The sequence below is a fragment of the Microcoleus sp. ARI1-B5 genome (genome assembly GCF_036705795.1).
In the GTDB taxonomy this organism is placed as follows: domain Bacteria; phylum Cyanobacteriota; class Cyanobacteriia; order Cyanobacteriales; family Microcoleaceae; genus Microcoleus.
Map to the genome: position 1 here is coordinate 38,524 of NZ_JAUBVK010000024.1, position 19,925 is coordinate 58,448.

At 47.0% G+C, this 19,925-nt stretch carries 11 protein-coding genes; 8 read left to right on the plus strand and 3 right to left on the minus strand.

Translation table 11 applies throughout. The annotated features are described in order from the left end of the window. Window positions 1–575 precede the first annotated feature (575 nt). Window positions 576–3,056 (minus strand): zinc metalloprotease HtpX, encoded by a 2,481-nt coding sequence (locus tag QUB63_RS26290; protein ID WP_332948306.1) that lies wholly within the window; start codon window positions 3,054–3,056, stop codon window positions 576–578. Window positions 3,057–3,420: 364 nt separating this feature from the next. Between QUB63_RS26290 and QUB63_RS26295 the strand changes: the two genes are divergently transcribed. From QUB63_RS26295 to pirA, 5 genes are all read left to right on the plus strand, one after another. Next, window positions 3,421–6,357, plus strand: a complete 2,937-nt coding sequence (locus QUB63_RS26295) for a tetratricopeptide repeat protein (protein WP_332948307.1) — start codon at window positions 3,421–3,423, stop codon at window positions 6,355–6,357. Window positions 6,358–6,884: 527 nt separating this feature from the next. Next, the gene (locus QUB63_RS26300; RefSeq protein ID WP_332948308.1) at window positions 6,885–7,235 is read left to right on the plus strand and encodes a hypothetical protein; all 351 of its coding nucleotides are present in this window, start codon (window positions 6,885–6,887) and stop codon (window positions 7,233–7,235) included. Next, a complete protein-coding gene (locus tag QUB63_RS26305) occupies window positions 7,232–7,441 on the plus strand; it encodes a PIN domain-containing protein (RefSeq protein ID WP_332948309.1) in 210 nt (69 codons plus the stop codon). Before QUB63_RS26300 ends, QUB63_RS26305 begins: the two co-directional genes overlap by 4 nt. A 5-nt stretch (window positions 7,442–7,446) precedes the next feature. Beyond that, window positions 7,447–7,650, plus strand: a complete 204-nt coding sequence (locus QUB63_RS26310) for a PIN domain-containing protein (protein WP_332948310.1) — start codon at window positions 7,447–7,449, stop codon at window positions 7,648–7,650. 757 nt (window positions 7,651–8,407) lie between these two features. After that, the gene (gene pirA, locus QUB63_RS26315; RefSeq protein WP_293143575.1) at window positions 8,408–8,557 is read left to right on the plus strand and encodes an arginine synthesis PII-interacting regulator PirA; all 150 of its coding nucleotides are present in this window, start codon (window positions 8,408–8,410) and stop codon (window positions 8,555–8,557) included. Window positions 8,558–8,789: 232 nt separating this feature from the next. On the opposite strand, the gene QUB63_RS26320 is transcribed toward pirA, so the two are convergent. Then, window positions 8,790–10,157: a TldD/PmbA family protein gene (locus QUB63_RS26320; RefSeq protein ID WP_332948311.1), complete on the minus strand. Its 1,368-nt coding sequence runs from the start codon at window positions 10,155–10,157 to the stop codon at window positions 8,790–8,792. A 301-nt stretch (window positions 10,158–10,458) separates the two neighbouring features. Here QUB63_RS26320 and QUB63_RS26325 point away from each other — a divergent pair, with 301 nt between their 5' ends. The 3 genes from QUB63_RS26325 to QUB63_RS26335 all read left to right on the plus strand — a co-directional run bounded on the left by QUB63_RS26325 (window position 10,459) and on the right by QUB63_RS26335 (window position 18,554). Beyond that, entirely contained in the window at window positions 10,459–15,093 is a 4,635-nt protein-coding gene (locus QUB63_RS26325; RefSeq protein WP_332948312.1) for a PAS domain S-box protein, read from the plus strand. A 313-nt stretch (window positions 15,094–15,406) separates the two neighbouring features. After that, window positions 15,407–16,264 (plus strand): DUF1361 domain-containing protein, encoded by an 858-nt coding sequence (locus QUB63_RS26330; protein ID WP_442921778.1) that lies wholly within the window; start codon window positions 15,407–15,409, stop codon window positions 16,262–16,264. A gap of 316 nt (window positions 16,265–16,580) precedes the next feature. Continuing rightward, window positions 16,581–18,554 carry an ABC transporter ATP-binding protein/permease gene (locus tag QUB63_RS26335; RefSeq protein WP_332948314.1) on the plus strand — a complete coding sequence of 658 codons (1,974 nt, stop codon included), beginning with the start codon at window positions 16,581–16,583 and terminating at the stop codon, window positions 18,552–18,554. A 73-nt stretch (window positions 18,555–18,627) separates the two neighbouring features. Here QUB63_RS26335 and tnpB read toward each other — a convergent pair whose 3' ends face one another. Next, entirely contained in the window at window positions 18,628–19,893 is a 1,266-nt protein-coding gene (gene tnpB, locus QUB63_RS26340) for an IS200/IS605 family element RNA-guided endonuclease TnpB (RefSeq protein WP_332948315.1), read from the minus strand. Window positions 19,894–19,925 lie beyond the last annotated feature (32 nt).

A 19,925-nucleotide genomic window follows, 5' to 3' on the forward strand; every position in this document is an offset into this window, starting at 1 on the left:
TAACAGAGCTAGTTATTTAGGAAGATTTCACGCCCAATTGAACTAAAACCGCATCTGAATCATTTTTCTGAATTCATCCCGCAGAGCTTTCATTGGCTGTCGAAAAAAAACAGCCGACAAGCGGCTGGCTGAACTTGCTGTGTTGGGAGGTTGACAATTTTTACGCAATGCCTTAGCAATTTTAGTCAACTGAAGTTATTGCGCTATTTGGTTCAATCCAATTCATGTAAATAAATGTAACAGAATGTCGGCAAAAAAGCAACTTTTCTTTACGAAGGAAGAGTTGACAGTTGACAGTTGACAGTTGACAGTTGACCTGTGACAGAAGCAAGAGGGAAGAGGGAAGAGGGAAGAGGGCTGTAGGGTTTGCCATAAGCAGATCCTGGAGCCGATCGCCCATTCGCCGTTTAAATCAAAACTCCTCTCCGGCTCGGCGTTGTGGGCGACTCGCGCGGCAATCTGATAACCAAGCTGTACAGCATTAAAATTGTATATTTAAATTTCGCCTCAAAACTAATCAAACAATCTCCCCCTCTCCCCCTCTCCCCCTCTCCCCCTCTCCCCCTCTCCCCCTCTCATCTTCCGCCCTGGAGAATGATGTAGGCGCCCCAAATAGCAGCAGCAAAGGCCAAAATCGCAGACCAAATCGGATGTCCGCTGTCACTGACTCGGCCGCCTTGACTGCGGAGAGTTTCCAGGTCGATCGCCACAGTAGCACCTCGACGCAGCCAACCAGTCGCCACAACGGGTTTTCCGATCAAATCGCTGGGGCGAGTCGTCTGTTTGAGCAAAAATGGGTACAAAGAGCCGATCGGCCCAAACCTCGAAACATAGTGCAACCTCACCAAACCCGTCGCCGTTTGCAAAATCAAATCCTGTGCCAGCCAATTGTCAATACCAGACCTACCCAAAAGTTGCCCGGAAAGGCGCACAGGTTGAGCATCTACGGGCAGAGTATCGGGATTTGACAAAATTTCCGGCAAAGTTGGCTCGGCGGTTGCTCGCGGCGTAATGTCGGGGAAGAAATGATTGATCCGCATCAAAGTACCGATGCTAAATCCGATCGGCAAACAGCCCCAAAAGATCGATCGATCGCCCCAAAGCCAATCCAACAGCCAAATACTCGTCCTCGACAAAATCCCCCCAATCAGCCAAAGCAGGGCCACCATCGCCAAACTCATCGGAATCCCAAAAAACGGCGCACCCTGTAAAAACAGTTTTGAGTCTTTAAATTCGAGTATTGATTTAAACAGAGACAATTTTCCGTTCTTGGGCGGTTCCGGGGACAGACTCGCCAAATCCAACTCAGTCTCCAGTTTCCAGAATTGAGCGTAAAGCTCCAACAACTTCAAACGCTCTCCCACCAAAGGATGCGAGCTGTTGACCGTCAAAGGAGTGCGGTGAGGATTGCTGACATCCCACAGCAAAATCTGTGACAGCGGCGCGCGCAATGCAGCAGAACCAAGGGTTACAGCTTGTGCGACGCCTACGGGTAACAATAAATCGAAACTTTCGAGGAAAAAGCTAGTTTGTTTTTGCTGCTCGATATTTGCAGCAATGCCGATCGCAATTTTAGCCAGTGCCCGCGTCAAACCGTTAGGATTGCCGGTAATTTCTGCAGCCGTGCGATCGCTAAAATACACCCGGCGGCGCGACAACCACAACACCGGCCAGCGCAACAACTTATAAATCCCGTAACTCGCGGCAGAAATTGCAGCCGTCACAACTTTTACAGCAGAACGCAAAAAGTCGATCGTCATTAAACCGCACAACCGCTCGCCCCAGAACGCGGCCTGCCAATATATAAGGTAAGGAATCTGAAGCACCAGCACCGCCAGCGACATCGGCGCAAAATCCCAGTGAGAGATATGCGCCAACTCCCGCGCGAAAATAGCAGCAATTTCATCATCCGCCAACTGATCCAACAGCCCTTGACTCACAGAAATCCGAGCAAAACGGGGCAAACAGCCGTAACTGAAAGCTACAGGAACATTCAGCGGCACAAGTTTCAGCACCGGTACGGGCATATTTTGCTTTGTACAAAAACTGCGAAGTACCCGCGTCGCTTCCTTGCTGCGCTTCGATAAAACTGAGCCGCGCAGGGTTTCGACGCCGCCAAACAGTTTCAGCAGCAAGTCTGTCAGCCAGGGAGACGAGGCCAAAAGCAATCCAAAAACCAACTGGAGAAACGGAGTCGGATCGCGGTAAAAAATTTGTATGGGCGCGAAAATAGGCAGCCTAGTGAATATGTAAAGCTGAACTAACAGAGAATTAGTGTTTGTCAGCAGGAATTGCAGGACAAACCGGGCTAGGAAAAATAGGGCGATGACACTTGCAAATGCTTCGAGCCGAAAACCGAGCAACTTTAGGGGTTTGAGGGGGCGCGGGCTTTTGGTGCGCCCCGCTTGGCGCCAAGTGAGTTGGTAAGTATCTGGGCTGGCGAATCCGGGGATGTCTGTTGGGGAACCGGAACTGTTTTCGCCGCTATTTTCTGCATCGGGTGCGGTTTCTGTAGGGGCGGTGCCCCCTGGCCCGCCCTCTGATGTCGGGCGAATCGGCGGTTTGGGGGGTGCAGGCGGCGGTGAAATATGTTGCGATTTGGTGTTTCCCGGCGCGGCAGTCGGCTCTAACGGTGAAAATCCTGTTTTTTTGTCTTGGATCGGTCGATCGCCCCCAAGCGTTTTTTTCGCCGGTGCCGTTCCTGCATCAAAGGCGACAAACCCTGTTTCGGGGGGAGTTTCTGGCGGTTTTGGGGGGCGAGGCGGGGTTAATTCGGTTAAAGTGCGATCGGCCCAAGTTTTGACTTGAGTGTTGGGGCTTTTGGTGAGGGATGTGCACAGGGCGATCGCACCTTTGACATTTCCGGTTGCTTTGTACGCCGCCACTAATCCCATTTGGGCGCGGATTCCCGACGGTTGATTTGCAGCGCTTTGGGTGACGGATTCTAAAAGGGCGATCGCGGTGGGGTAATCCTGCTGTTTCAAAGCTGCTAGCCCAGCCTCTAGAGACTGTTTTGCAGATGAACCCGCCGGATTTGGATTAGTGGGAGGTGCCATGACTGTGCTTTCGCTAGCGTCCTTTCTAAGATAGCTTTGCTGGTCGATCGATTACGGTTTTAACATAGCTCTATTTCTCTGTCACCAATTGTTGCAACCTTTGCCACAAGGTACTTAAATAATTTCACTAAAATTATTTGTTTCTGAGATATTGCACGATCGGCACGATCCGGCAGGGGTTTAAACCCCTGCCTCAAAGCTAAAGTCCTCTAAAGAGGACTGAAGAATTACGCCAATTTGTGGTTAAATACTTCCTTGCTCTTTTAGTCCGCGAAGGCGGACTTTGTTTTTGTAGAAGCGATTTCAATCGCCGATTCAATCTAATTTTTGCTTATAATTAAATTAACACCTCACCTGCACACTTATGCCAATTGACGACGAAGATTTTGAAAGCGAATCGATCGGGGACGATCGCAAACTCCAACTCTTCACCGACAGACACGAATTTACCCGCCGATTTGCCTTTTATTTAAACGAAGACCCGCCTCCGGAACAAATTTTGTATTTTTTCGGGGCTGGAGGCAACGGCAAGTCTTTGCTGCTAAAACACTTGGAGTTTCACTGCTGCAAAAGATTTTCGCCACCGGTTTGGCAACAATGGCGCGAACTCCCAGAATCGCAAGCCGCGGAAGTTGCTAATTCCGTCCGCTATGCAGCAGCTAAAACCTACACTCCCATCCCCGCAGTCAGACACGATTTCGGATTGATACCGATTAAAGAAGATAAACCGCAAGATAGATTTTACGGCTTGCTGATGCTGCGGCGAAATGTTGCAGCAGCAACTAAGAAATATAAATTTAAATTTCCCAATTATGACTTTGCTTGCTTTTGGTATTTGCTGAACAAAGGCGAATCACAGGCAACTCTCAACCAACTTTTCCCCGATGATGTGGCGGAATTGGTGGCACCTGTAGTTGAAACTTTTGCAGATTTTCCGGTGGTGGCGCAAGCGGTGGCGGTACTCAAAGGGATAGATAAATTCGGCGGAATTAAGCGGGCGATGAAATTAATTCAAAATCGCCTCGGTGTCAGCGACGAAAAAGCAGATAAAATTCGCCGTCAAGATATTGATACTGAGTTAACCGACTGTTTGCCGCAATTGTTTGCGAAGGATTTGAATGCGGCAATGGCTGGCAAAAATAAACCCGATCGCCTCGTGATGCTGTTCGATACTCACGAGAAAATGTGGGATGAAAAACGCAATTCTCAAGGCGCAACTTTTTGGTATCAAGATGAGTGGTTTCGGCGGTTGTTGAGGGCATTGGATTACAAATTGGGGATTGTGGTTGCTGTGGCGGGGCGAGATTGTCCGGTGACGCAATTGCGGTGGCCGAATGCGTCGAAGTTTCCGATTCCCGCAGATTATATAGATGCACAATTGGTGTGGCATTTGTCCCCCGCCGATGCGAGGGATTACTTGCACAAAGTGGAGATTGACAAGGCAGATTTGGCAGATGCTGTAATTAAATATGCCAGCGTCAATGCCGCTGATAATTTGGAGAATTTGCAGGTACATCCGTTTTATTTGGGTTTGTGCGCGGATGCGGTGCTGGCAGAAAGAAGGCGGGGAATTGAGTTGCTGTCGTCGGATTTTGCGCGGATTCCGAAGTTGGAAAACAAGACTGCGGAATTAACAGATAGGTTGCTGAGTTATGTCGATCGAGAAGTACGATCTGCCGTGCATTCGCTGAGTGCTTGCCGCGCTTTTGATGAGGATTTGTACGTGAAATTGGGAGCTGGTTGCCACTTCCAGGCAAGCAGTGCAAATTTTGAGATGTTGACGGGTTTTTCCTTTGTGTGGAAATCGCAGAAGCGGGGGGATAACTGGTATCGGATTCACGATTTATTGCGGCGTTTGGATGCCGATCGCGATAATCCGAAAACTCGCAGGTCTCATGAGGTTTTAGAGGGGCATTATCGGGAAGTGGGGGATGCGGCGGAGGCCATTTTTCATGCTAATCGCTTGGATTGGCAGCGGGGTGTAGAAGAATGGAAAGAGGTGTTTGATGAAGCTTTGAGAAAGAGTCGCTATAAGGAATGCGAGGCGCTGCTGGAAGTTAGAGATGAGTTGTGGATTAAAAGTGATTATTGGCTTGGTAGAGTTTCGCGATCGGAGGGAAATTACTATGCTTGGTTGGCTCGATATGTAGAGGCAAGACAGGAATATTTAGAGGCAGTTGCAGCCTATAATTCTGCTTTACTTATTGCACCGGATGATATCAATGCTCTCAACAACAAAGGGAATGCGCTGCAAAGTCTGGGTGATTTGCAAGCAAAGCTAAGTGAATTTGAGGCGGCAAAACAGTCTTACTTTGAGGCAGTTGCAGCCTATAATTCTGCTTTACTTATTGTACCAGATGATATCGACGTTCTCAAGAACAAAGGGATTGCGCTGAAATCTCTGGGTAATTTACAGGCAAAGCTAAGTGAATTTGAGGCGGCAAAACTTTCTTACTCAGAGGCAATCGCAGCCTATAATTCTGCTTTACTTATTGCACCGGATTATATCAATGCTCTCAACAACAAAGGGAATGCGCTGCGAGGTCTGGGTGATTTGCAAGCAGGGCTAAGTGAATTTGAGGCTGCAAAACAGTCTTACTTTGATGCGATCGCAGCCTTGAATTCTGCTTTACTTATTGCACCGGATGCTATCTGTGTTCTCAACAACAAAGGGAATGCGCTGCGAGGTCTCGGTGAATTACAAGCACAGCTAAGTGAATTTGAGGCTGCAAAACAGTCTTACTTTGAGGCGATCGCTGCCTGTAATTCTTCTTTAGTTATTGCACCGGATGATATCTGTGCTCTCAACAACAAAGGGAAGGCGCTGTTAAGTCTGGGTGATTTGCAAGCAGGGCTAAGTGAATTTGAGGCGGCAAAACAGTCTTACTTTGATGCGATCGCTGCCTTGAATTCTGTTTTTCTTATTGCACCGGATGATATCGGTGTTCTCAACAACAAAGGGATTGCGCTGCGAGGTCTGGGTGAATTGCAAGCAGGGCTAAGTGAATTTGAGGCGGCAAAACAGTCTTACTTTGAGGCGATCGCTGCCTATAATTCTGTGTTACTTATTGCACCGGATTTTATCGCTGCTCTCACCAACAAAGGGAATGCGCTGCGATGTCTGGGTGATTTGCAAGAAAAATTATCTGAGAGACAGGAAGCACTCAAGAATTGGCAAGAGGCGCTGGAAATGTTCGATCGATCTTTAGCCATTGCTCCTAATCGCGATATGGTTCGCAGTTGGCGCGATTCGCTGCAAGAATTTCTCGATAATTTGGGTAAGGATAGTCTCAGCATTTAGCTCGATCGCAAGTAGTAAAGACGCGGCATTTAGGAGGTGGCATTAAGCACCAAAAATTCAGGACACGGCAGTGCCGTGTCCCTACAAACGGTAGAATAAATATCATTTATAGGGACACAACACAGTTGTATTCTTTGCCAAAAAAACTCAAGAACTCATCAGTCCTCTTTCAGAGGACTTTCGCTATGAGACAGGGGTTTTTAACCCCTGGCGGACTGTCGGGCTTACCCAAAATCTTTGGCATTTAATAGTTTTCCGATTCACCCACAACTCCGCCGGGGAATCAATTCCCCGTCTCATAGCGAAAGTCGGTTAAAACCGACTGGCAAATCTAATTCAATTATCATCAATGAATTCTCGAAAAAATTCGGTTTCTACGATCGCGCATAAGCCCCAAAGAAACCGGGTTTTTGGCCGAATCTACGCATCACAACGAGTATTCAAGGGAAAAACCCGGTTTCTGGCCACCCCTTCGTCAATCCCAAATTTGCTAATATAGACCCAGAAAATATCAAAATATAAAAAATATGAACGAATCCCAAATACCACAAATACCTTGGCTGCCCTTAAGCCGAGAAGCGCACAAACTATCAGTTACCGACAGATTAGCTCTAGTCAACGCGATTGTTGAGTCCATCAGACGGGAACTCAGACCCCCACAATCCCTACCAGATAACTTCCTGGAACCCATGACGGGGCTAGCAAAAACTGATGCACTACCCCCAACAAATACCGAAGTTAAAATTAGATTGCGCCGCGATCGCAAAGGTGCGGCCAAGCGACTCAGAGGGCTAGCAAAAACTGATCTGCCACCCCCAACAGATGCCGAAGTTGCAGCAATGTTAGAAAAACGTTTGGTGGAGAAATACCTAAAATGAAGGTATTAATAGACACCAACATTATCCTCGATAGTTTGCTAGAGCGAGAACCGTTTGTAGAGGATGCTGATGCTTTATTTGAGGCGATCGAAAATGAGCAAATTGACGGATATGTAACAGCAACAACCTTAACAAATATTTTCTACATTGTCAGAAGGCAAACTCGCAGCCTCGATCGCGCTAGGCAAGCTATTCTGAAACACTAGCATTAATGAAAGTATCAGCCGTCGATCGCGAGGTTTTGGAAATAGCATTTGCATCTAATTGGAGCGATTTTGAAGATGCCGTACAGTTAGCTTGTGCGCTCTCCGATAACCTGGAGGCGATCGTCACCCGCGATGCAGGAGATTTCGTCGGTGCAACCTTACCAATTTTATCACCTAAAGAGTTATTAAAACGTTTGGAATCAGATTAGTCGTCCTGGACGCACTCCGACAAAGAAACCGGGTTTTTTCCCCCTTCTGCGAATCACAACGAGTCTTCTCGAAAAAACCCGGTTTCTGGCCACCCGTGCGTCCAGGACTAAATTTGCTAAGAAGGACTTAACCTTGCACCTTACCTTCCCGGCGGCTTACTGTGGGCCGTTAGCGCAGCCCTCGAAGAGGATCGCACTTTCCGACGGATCGGCACGCTCATCACCTGCTTAGCATTTGCCGCACGCCAAGCGGCCACTTAGATGCGAACGATCGCGCAGTTCATCCTTTTGAGGATCTCGCCCGGAAATATACTACACAAGTAGTTACTTTGGTCAATTTTCTCATTAAAAAAGATATTTATCGAGCATAGGGAACGATTCGGGGGGAACAAGAGCAGGATCGAAGTCCCCCGACAATCTGGGGAGTAGGGGTCGAGTAGGGGGTATGCGAGGAGGATCTAGACTTCGATACAAACCAGAGATACAAAGGTTTTTAGCCTGGTTGTTGACACGGCTTTGGGCAATGCCGTTTCCCTACTGCGGAATTATATTATTTGCGGGGAGGAGAGCCGGCCCCTACTATTTAGATTGTGGAAATTGTCAAGATCTCGCTATTGACTTATGGCAAATAGTATACACTATTGTGGTCGATCGGTCAATAACTGTAAATTTTTTGTAAAATTAGATACTTTTTGGAATTTAGCGCTATATTAGAGAAGTAGCAACTACACCAAATTAAATATAAGGAACGTCCACCATGAACACAAATCGCCAAAACGTAAAAAAAATCGCTGAAACCCACCGCGCTAACATTCAAAAGCAACTCATGCACCGCATCGAAGTAGCCAGAGCCAGCGGTAATCAAGATTTGGTTCGGGTGCTTGAAGACGAGATGAGACAGCTTTAAGAAGCTGCAACTAAAATTTGCCCGTAGTTTGGTTGAGAGGGTTGCGCGAGAAATGCAGAATTCCCGCAACCGCTACCTGTTGAGTTTTCACTCCTCTCTTAGTTGGTAGAAAAAAACCCGGTTTCTTGAAGAAACCGGGTTTTTTATTGAACTTTTGGGTGCGCAATGCGCACCTTACGTCTCATTGAGTCATCCCCAATCGAAAATCTAAAATCTGAAATCGAAAATAATCTTATCTTCCTCCGACTACAACATTTTTAATCCGCAAATGGGGGCCGCCGACGCTGACAGCTAAACCGCTTTGGCCGCCTTTGCCGCAACCGCCGTAGGCATAAACTGAGTCGTTGCCGATCGACTCAATATCCTTTAAAGTCTGAAATACATTGCCGCTTAAAGTGACATCGCTCACCGGTTCGGCCAATTTGCCGTCGCGAATCATGAAGCCTTGGGCCGCGGCAAAGGTAAACATTTCGCCGTTGGTTTGTCCTCCCAACATCCGCACTGCATACACTCCTTCCTCAATGTCGCCCACCATTTCGTCAAAAGAATGTGCGCCAGATTCGATCGCAGTATTAGTCATCCGCACCAACGGCATAAAAGTAGCGCTCAGAGCCCGAGCATTTCCCGTCGGACTTTCGCCCATTTTGCCCGCAGTCTCGCGATTGTGCATTCTCGCAGCTAAAACTCCATTTTTAATTAAATGCTTGCACTGAGCCGGCACGCCTTCGTCGTCGTATTTCAAAGTTCCCGGCAATCCCGGCAAGGTTGCATCGTCAATTACGTTCAATTGTTCGATCGCCACAGGCTTGCCCAAAGTCAACAATTCCTGCATTTTCGGGTTTTCGTAAATGCCGTCTGCTTCCGACAAATGACCGAAAGCTTCGTGAATAAACACCCCCGACAAATAAGGGTCTAAAATCACCGGATACTGGCCGCCTTTCACCGGTTTTGCTTCTAGTTGGCCCACAGCTCGAACCGCAGCACTCTTAACACGATCTTCAATATTTGTCAAGACACCGTAATCCGATCGCGAATGAATCGATTCAAACCCTTGACGGACGACCCCACCTTCACCGCGGGCGATCGCCCCGAAGCGCCCCGTCACGTCCAAACGCTCTTGAGCAATGCAAGTGCCTTGAGAATTCACAAAATAAGTAATCCCAAATCTATCGCTGTAACCCGCCATTGTCGTCTGAATTCGCGGGTCGTAATCTAACAGCAACTGATTGTAAGATTCGAGCAACTTGCGTTTTTCTGCTAGAGTAATAGAGCGCGGGTCGCGACCCAATTCCACCGCTACATAATCTTGAATCGGGGTGACATCTGCTAGTAGAGTTTTTTCGCTGCCAACTAAACGAGACTGCACGACAGCTTCTTCAATGCGGGCTTTTAACTCAGCTAAACCGTTAAATGTTACAAAACTCCAGCCGCCTTTGTGACAGGCGCGGATGCCGCCGGCGAGACTGAAACTGCGGTTGACTGCATCTAACTGAGGGCCGCGAAAACTAATCGCAGTTGACTCGCTTTGTTCGAGGCGAACTTCTAGATAATCTACTCGATCGCGGTAAGGTGCGATCGCTTCCATCAACTGTTCCTGCATCAAATTGTCCCTATTTTAATTCGCGCCCAGCGCTGAAAAAAATTATTGCTAACCCTATTTTAGCCAATAACTCCCGTCTTTCGAGTGCGCGCTCCCGCCCGATCTCGGTGCGGGTGCGTGCACCCTCGCCCGATCGCCGGATCTCGGTGGCGGGTTTGCCATAATACAAAAAAATCGCGCCGGCTTACCAAAAGCCCCGTATGCCGGAAATCTTGCATCTGGCTAGAAAAATAGAATTAAACTAAATCTATCTAAAGACGTAAAAATATACTTTAATTGCTGACAGATGGAATACTTTAAGGTGAAAAAATTCCAAATTACACCCTATTTAGCAGCAATTTCGGCATTAATAGCAATTTTGCTCGGAGTTGGGATTTTAGACCGATCGGAACAACAGCGATTTTTGCAGCACAACCGCGCTAGCACGATCGATCGGCTCAGCACAGTCCGTTCTAAGCTGGAAGGGTCTTTGAATTCCCGGCTGTTTTTGATGCGGGGTTTGGTGGCTGACATTTCCCACAACCCAAACATCACCGAAGCCGAGTTTGCAGCGACGGCGAGAATTCTGCTGGCGCAGCAAACCGGCATTCGCAACATAACTTTAGTTAAAGGCACGACGATCGCTTACATTTATCCGCAGGAGGGAAATGAAGGGGCGATCGGGGTTGACTTGATGACGCTACCCAAACAGCGGCAAATGGTCAAAGATGTCATCGAAACCAGAAAAACTTTGCTTGCTGGGCCCGTGGAATTGTTGGAGGGGGGCGTGGCCTTCGTCAGCAGATCGCCCATTTTTCTCACACCCTCCGGCGCCGAGCCCGAAACAGGAGTTTACTGGGGGTTGATCGGCCTGATCCTCGACAAAAATGCCCTGCTTGAGGAAGCGGGACTCAACGATCCCTCGGCCAAGCTGCAATACGCTGTGCGGGGGAAAGACGCGAAGGGAGTGTCAGGCGAGGTGTTTTTCGGCGACAAGTCGATTTTTCAGAACAATCCGGTAGTTCTGGAAGTGATTTTGCCCAACGGTTCCTGGCAGTTGGCAGCAATTCCGGCGTCCGGATGGCCCGAGAATTCGCCGCTGCGGGGGTGGTTGCTCCCAGGAGGCGGCTTGCTGGCGGTTTTCAGCTCTGTGGCGGTTTTTACCTGGGTGTACGGCCGATCGATGCTGCGATCGAGCGAAGCTAAGTACCGGCAACTGGTTGAGAATGCTAACAGCATTATTGTGCAGTTAGACAGTGAAGGCAAGATTACTTTTTTTAATGAGTTTGCGGAAAATTTTTTCGGGTATTCAGAAGCAGAAATTCTTGGCAAAAGTGCGATCGGCACAATTATACCGAAAACAGATTTATCCGAAAGTGACCTCGCGGCAATGATTCGAGACTGTTTGGCACAGCCGGAAAAATACTTCCAAAAGGAAAATGAAAACATCCGCAGCAATGGAGAAAGGGTGTGGATAGCGTGGACAAATAAACCTTTACTAGATGCGAAGGGAAATTTGGCAGGACTGCTTTGTATCGGGACGGATATTAGCGATCGCGTCTTAGCAGAAGCCGCGCTGCTTGAGAGCGAATCTCGCTATCGGGCAATTATTGAAGACCAAACCGAACTGATTTGCCGTTTCTTGCCGAGCGGAGTTTTGACTTTTGTCAACGATGTCTACTGCCGCTATTTCAATAAATCGCGATCGGATTTGGAGGGCCATACTTTTATGCCCTTAATGCCGGCAGAAGACCGAGAAATTATCAGTCGCAGTTTCAGTTCTCTAAGCCTAGAAAACCCCGTCGTTACCTGTGAACACCGCGTCGTTCTCGAAACAGGGGAAACTCGCTGGCAGCAGTGGATGAATCGGGGGATTTTTGACAGTACGGGCAGCTTGATTGAGTGTCAAGGAGTGGGGCGCGACATTAGCGATCGCAAACAAGCTGAAATCGCCCTGCAAGCTTCTGAATCGGAACTTCGAGCTTTGTTCGCTGCCATGAACGACGTAATTTTGGTGATTGATATTGAAGGACGCTACCTGAAAATTGCCCCGACAAATCCCGGACTTTTATACAAACCGCCTGCAGAACTTGTCGGCAAAAAAATCAGCGATTTATTCGCTCCAGAAATGGCAGATATTTTTCAGGAGCAAATTTGCACCGCCCTTGGTACAAATCAAACCTGTACTTTTGAATATAACCTGGAAATTGCCAGCGTACAAACGTGGTTTGCCGCTACCATTTCGCCACTGAAAGAAAACACGGTTCTGTTGGTGGCCCGCAACATTACGGAGCGCAAGCAAGCTGAAAGTTGGTTGACTGGTCAAAAACAAATTTTAGAAAGGATTGCTAAGGGCGCTCCTCTGAGCGATACTTTAAATACTTTAGTTCAAATTATCGAGCAGCAATCTAGAGATGTCATCGGTTCGATATTGCTTCTAGCTCCAGATGGCGAACATTTACTGCACGGAGCCGCGCCCAGTTTACCCGACAGTTACAATGCTGCTATTCATGGCAGAGCCATCGGCCCGGATGTAGGCTCCTGCGGCACTGCTGCCTTTACCGGCCAACAGGTGATCGTTACAGATATTGCCAGCGCTCCTTTGTGGAAAAATTATCGAGATTTAGCCTTAAGTTTGGGACTTAAAGCTTGCTGGTCAACTCCTATTTTCTCATCTCAGGGTAAAGTTTTGGGGACTTGGGGAATGTATTATTCCCAACCGCGCACTCCCCAAAGTTTTGAGCTGCAATTGATAGAATCTGTCAGGCATTTAGCAGGAATTGCGATCGAGCGGAAACAGGCAGAAGAAAGTCTCAAACAGCTCAATCAAGAACTAGAAACTAGAGTCAAACAGAGAACTGCTCAATTGATGCAAACAGAAGAACGCTGGCAGTTAGCGCTCAAAGGTAACAATGACGGCATTTGGGATTGGAACTTGCAAACAGGAGAAATCTTCGTGTCCGATCGATTTAAGGAAATCACCGGATACGAACACATCCCAATGCTCGATTACTTTGACCAATGGAACAAAAACACGCATCCCGACGATTTAGCCTTAGTAATGCAAGCTCTCCAAAATCATTTAAACAGGAAAACGCCGCATTATATCATCGAATACCGCTGGTGGTGCTACCAAAGCGCCTACAAATGGATACTCAGTCGGGGACAAGCTTTGTGGGATGAATCTGGAAAAGCAGTCCGCATGGTTGGTTCAATTACTGACATTACGGAGCGCAAACAAGCAGAGTCAGCACTGCGGGAAAGCGAGGCAAGATTCCAAAAGCTATCGGCTAATTTGCCGGGAATGATTTATCAATGTTTGTTGCGTGCAGATGGCTCTGTCAGTTTCCCTTACGCCAGTCCTGCTTGCCGAGCAATCTTTGAGTTAGAATCAGAAGCTGTTCGGAAAAATGCGGCTTTGCTAATAGATTTAGTTCATCCAGACGACCGCAAAGATTATTACGAATCAGTTGCTATTGCAGCGCAAACTTTGCAGCCTTGGCAGTGGGAAGGACGGCTGGTGCTGCCTTCAGGCAAGATTCGCTGGTTTCAGTCAATTTCGCGGCCTGAATCTAAAGAAAACGGCGATATTCTTTGGGACGGCATCACCATTGATGTTACCGATCGCAAGCAAGCTGAGTTAGCTTTGCAAGAAAGCCAGCAGTTCATTAAAAAAGTAGCTGATGCTACTCCCGGTATTTTGTATCTCTACGACTTGGAAGAACAGCGAAATATCTACACTAATACTTCAATGCTCCGGCTTTTGGGCTATACCAGCGACGACATTACAGCGATGGATTCGTCACTGATGCCTCAGTTAATACACCCGGAAGATTTGCCTAAAATTGTGAAACATCACGCCAGCTTTGCAGGAATTGAAGATGGCGAAACTAGGGAAATTGAGTACCGGGTGCGGGCAGCAGACGGTCAATTGTTGTGGCTGCAAAGTCGGGATACTATTTTTAGCAGGAATGCTGACGGTCAGGTTAAGGTAATAATTGGAGTTTCCCAGGATATTACGACTCGCAAGCAAGCAGAGGAAGCACTGCGACAAAGCGAGGCGCGAGAAAGAGAAAAAGCCCGAGATTTAGAGTCAGCGCTGCTGGAATTGCGCTCTACTCAAACTCAGCTCATTCAAACTGAAAAAATGTCTTCTTTGGGCCAATTAGTTGCCGGGATAGCTCACGAAATTAATAATCCCGTTAACTTCATTCACGCTAACATTGATTATCTCAACCAGTATACCAAACAGTTGCTCGATCTGGTGACTCTTTACGAACACGAGTATCCCGAACCTAATTCAAAAATTCTCGCTCGCATTCAAGAGATAGATTTGGATTTCATGGCTGAGGATTTAAGAAAAGTTGTGGGTTCGATGCAGGTAGGAACCGAGCGCATCCGGCAAATTGTGTTGTCCCTCAGAAATTTCTCGCGGCTGGACGAATCGGCAATGAAGCCCGTTGATATTCACGCGGGAATTGAGAGCACTTTGTTAATTTTGCAGCACCGCTTAAAGAGTCACGACAGGCGCCCGGAAATTGAAGTAATTAAGGAGTTCGGGAAACTGCCGCCGGTGGAGTGCTATGCGAGCCAACTGAATCAGGTGTTTATGAATATTCTTGCTAATGGAATTGATGCTATTGAAGAACGATATCACAAGTTGTCGGTTCCGGAAGCAGAGACAAATCCCGGGCGGATTGGTATTTGCACTGGTGTAACGGCCCAGAACACTGTGAGGGTGGAAATTTCGGACAACGGTACGGGCATTCCGCAGGGGATAGTCGATCGCATTTTTAACCCGTTTTTTACGACAAAAGCTGTGGGTAAAGGTACGGGGTTGGGAATGTCGATCGCGCACTCGATTGTGGTAGAAAAGCACAAGGGCAAGATTGAGTGTATCTCGTCCACAGGATGCGGCACGACTTTTGCGATCGAAATCCCGATCGGCAAAACCTAGTCGATTTGGGATTTGAGATTTGAGATTTTAGATTGGAGGATTGAGGATTTTTTGATTGATTGGTGAATACCTCACTCACTGTCGATTTGGGATTTGAGATTTGAGATTTTAGATTGGGGGATTGGGCGATTGGGGGATTGAGGATTTTTTGATTGATTGGTCAATACCTCACTCACTTGAGAACTGCTATAGCCCAATACGCTTGGGTTAAGAGCGTTAAGAGAGATAAAACGATGTAAAAAAGCGGCTAAGATAGATGCAAGCTGCTCCCTCAGCGGTGCTGCATGAAACCTTTAATTGTATAAAAACTGACATGATGGAATTAATCCTGGAAGCGATCGCAGCAATGGGACACAATGTCCGCTGGATGTCTTGGAATTTGTTTTTAGGTTTAGTACCGCTGGGCCTGAGTTTTTGGCTGTTCCGCAAACCTCGATCGCGCTGGCTGCTGTGGGGTACGTGCATTCTCCTGGGCGCTACTTTTTTGCCCAGCACGCGCCATGTTTTAGCCTATCTGAAGCACATTGTACAAGATGTGGGCAAAACTTACGTTTTGGGGGCGATCGCCATTACGCTGGCACTGATGGCTGCAGACATTTGGGTGCTGCGGCAGCGCGGAGTTCGCTCTCTCCGCTGGTGGGGCGGTTTTTTCTGGTTTATCGCATTTTTGCCCAATGCACCCTACGTTTTAACTGATATCATTCACCTGATCCGCCAGATTAAAGAGGGACACTCGGTGTGGGTGGTGACATTGGCGCTGATTCCCCAGTATCTGGTGTTTATGCTGGCGGGATTTGAAGCTTACGTGCTGTCGGTGATGAGTTTAGGTTACTATTTGAAGCAACAGGGTTGGGGTAGATTTATCCTGGCAACGGAGATAACTATACACGCACTTTCGGCGCTCGGCATTTATTTAGGGCGATTTATCCGCTTCAACACTTGGGACATCCTGACGAATCCCGATGCGTTGGTTAACACCGTAATGAATGACTTGATTGGTAAGCGTCCGGTGGTGGTAATGGCTGCAACTTTTGCGGTAATTGCTGTTTTGTATTGGGGCATGAAGCAAGTTAGTTTGGGGATTAGCCAGCGATTTTACAGCAGTCAATCGCAGTCGGAGTCGTCGGGCGAAACCGCGAATTCTTCCGATCCCATCGATGTGAGATTTTAGATTGGAGATTGGCTCCACAACTAACCTACAAACTTTTTGGCTCTCCACGACTTAAATCGGAAAACAAGTATTCCTCTGCGGGCGATATCATGTCCGGTAAAATAACCGCGATCTGGTTCGAGCGTTCGGAATGCAAGTCAAGAATGAAAATCAGAGGACTAAAATCCGAACGATCGAACCAATTTAATTGTGGGAGTTCTCGAAGGGCATGAAATGAGAACAACTTCTTCGCTCAACTCCCAAATAAATTACTGCGGCAATCGGTAATAAAACTTGATATGTTATAAAAGCCGAAGTAGTTTTGTAAACAGCTAAAATGAATCGATTTGACCGTCAGTTGTGGAATAGATTTATTGCGATCGCTCAGCCTTACTTTTATCCTTTAGAGCCTGGGGGCGGCAGAATCTTTTTAGGATTAGTAGCGCTGTTGTTGATATTTCTCTTCGCTGCAATGTTTGTGGCTGTGAGCGCTGTCTGTTTGCTAGGTCAAGCACTTTTTCCCGCTTTTGTCAATAATATTGCTGCTGGATTAGTTAGTTTGTTGCAAGAAATTATTAATTCCCCGAGAATTATCATTATTGCCTTGATGCTAATTATTCCTTTCAGCGCTTTTTTATTTTTCAAAGGCAGATTGATACCGCATTGGCAGTCGTGGGCATTATTGGCTTTATTGCTGTTATTGTCCCTGTCAGTCAGCGGTTTGAATGTAATAATTAGTTACGTCAGTAACTTTTTTAACACAGCACTAGCAAAGAAAGACCAGCTCAATTACTGGAAATATCTTTTTGTCTATGCGGGCGTCTTTGTAGTCGGCACTCCCATTGTGGTAATTTACCGCTATACCCAAGATAAATTGGGTCTCTACTGGCGGGAATGGATGACAAATAAGTTCGTCGATAAGTATTTTCACAATCGGGCTTATTACGAAATAAAGTCACACAAGGAAATCGACAATCCCGACCAGCGAATTTCTGAAGATGTCAGATCGTTTACCCAGATAAGTTTGACCTTTATGCTGGCGATCCTGGGTTCAATAGTTAATATTATATCTTTCACGGGTATCCTGTGGTCTATCTCGAAACAACTTTCGATTTTCCTGATTGTCTATGCTATTTTGGGCACGGTCGCCACTATGATTTTTGGTCAAAGATTAGTGCCTCTGAATTTCGAGCAACTTAAAAAAGAAGCTAATTTCCGCTACGGACTGGTTCACATTCGCGACAATGCTGAATCAATTGCCTTTTATCAGGGGGAAGAGCGAGAATCGATCCAAATAAAGCAGCGGTTCGTGGAAGTATTTCGCAATTTTAATTTGCTAATTGGCTGGCAGCGAAACTTGGATTATTTCACAACTGGATACGGATATGCTGTTGTGATTATTCCGGCTTTGTTTCTGGCTCCAGCTTACTTTGCCGACAAAACCGATACCATCCAGTTTGGAGATATCACTCAAGCCGGTTTTGCTTTCCGTCAGGTTTTAGGCGCTTTTTCAGTGATTGTCAGTCGGATTGAACCGCTGACTTATTTTGCCGCTAGTATCAATCGTTTAACTGTATTTACAGATACCTTGGAAGCAGAAAGGGCGGTATCTCGTGCAGGAGGAACTGCGATAGATGTCGTAGTTGATTCTGAGTTGACGCTGGAACACGTTACTTTGGATACTCCGCAGCATGAAAAGACTTTGATTAGCGATTTGTCGGTAGCGGTGTCGCCGGGAGAAGGACTGTTAATTGTCGGTCAAAGCGGTGCTGGGAAGAGTTCTTTGCTGCGGGCAATTGCGGGTTTGTGGGACTCGGGAACGGGCCGTTTGGCGCGGCCAAAATTGGGGGAAATGCTGTTTTTGCCGCAGCGTCCTTATATGATTTTGGGCAGTTTGCGATCGCAACTTCTGTATCCCAACACCAGCAGCGAGGTTGATGAGGCCGAATTGCGCCGCGTTTTGGCATCAGTAAACTTAGCAGATTTGCCGGACAGATTGGGCGGTTTTGAGGCGGATTTAGATTGGGCAGAGATTTTGTCGCTGGGAGAACAGCAGCGTTTAGCTTTTGCCAGATTGTTGCTGACCCAACCGCGATATGCTATTTTGGATGAGGCGACAAGTGCTTTGGATTTGAAGAACGAGCAACATTTATACGAGCAGTTGCAAGCAACTAAAACTACATTTGTGAGTGTCGGCCACCGATTGAGTTTAGTGAAATATCACCAGCAGGTTTTGGAACTTTTGGGCGATGGGAGTTGGCGGCTGGTTTCGGCCGAAGAATACCGCGCTAGTACGAAGATTTTTGGCTGAGAGAGCGCTGCTACAGATGATATCATGTCCGGTAAAAAAATAATTATCAGGTTGGTAGTCAGGACTGAAGTCCTCATCCAATGAAAAGACCCAAGTCCTCACTACCAACCTGTTCGCTCGCTGTTGTTCTATCTGACTTGACAACTCCCCAGCTATCAAGGCGTGGCGATTCTTCCTTCACAGAAAAACACCGCCTAAAAGCAGTGCCTTTACTTGGTCTTACTCTTTCTCCAGAAGCGGTAGCGAGATGCCCTCCCGCCAAAAGTCGTAAACCTTCTTCTCTGATATTGATAGCTGCGTTGATATCCCTGTCATGTATGGTTTGACATTTAGGGCACTGCCAGCTCCGAATATCTAAACTGAGGCGATCTACTTGATGCGTGCAGTTATTACAAGTCTTGGAACTGGGGAAAAACCTGTCTACTTCGATGTAGATTTTTCCCGACCACTCGGCCTTGTACTTCAACATGGTGCAGAATTGACCCCAACCCGCATCGCTAATTGATTTAGCTAGTTTGGAATTTTTTACCATGTTTCTGACCGCCAGATTTTCGACAACGATGACTTGGTTTTCGTCAACTAATTTACGACTTAGTTTGTGCAGAAAATCTTCACGACATCTAGTAATTTTGGCGTGAACTTTGGCCACTTTAATCCTAGCTTTATTGCGGTTATTTGACCCTTTTTGCTTGCGACTGAGTTGCTTTTGTCTGCTAGACAATCTTATTTCATACTTGCGGTAATATTTAGGATTGCCGTGTTTAGTACCCTCGGAGGTAATAGCATAGTGTTCGAGCCCCATATCTATGCCAATAGCTTTCCCCTCTGAAGATGCAACAGGCTGCTCTTTGCCACGCTCGTACAGGCAAGCGGCGTAATATTCACCTGATGGATTCAGAGATACTGTGACCGATTTGAGCTTTCCTTCAGGAGCGCGAGATACTTTGCAGTAAACCTTGCCCAGTTTTGGCAATGTGAGATAGTCACCATCTAGTTTTACCTGCTGAGGAAAGCGAATAGATTGCTTTTGTCCCTTCTTTTTGAAGTTCGGGTATTTAGCCCGCTGCTCAAAAAAGTTCAGAAAAGCACTCGACAAATCCAAAGCTACTTGCTGCAAACATTGAGAGGGTGGTTCGGTCAACCATTCAAATTCTTTTTTTAAGGAGGGCAGCAAGTTAATCATGTCATTGCGACTTAATCCCTTACCCGTCTTCTGGTAAGTTTCGCCCTTTAAGTTAAGTGCATAGTTGTAAAACCAACGTACACACCCAAACGACTTGGCAAGCAATATAGATTGCTCCTGAGTCGGATAGATTCTGTACTTATAGGCTTTTAACATTGCACTTACCAAACTACCTCTATTATGGTAAA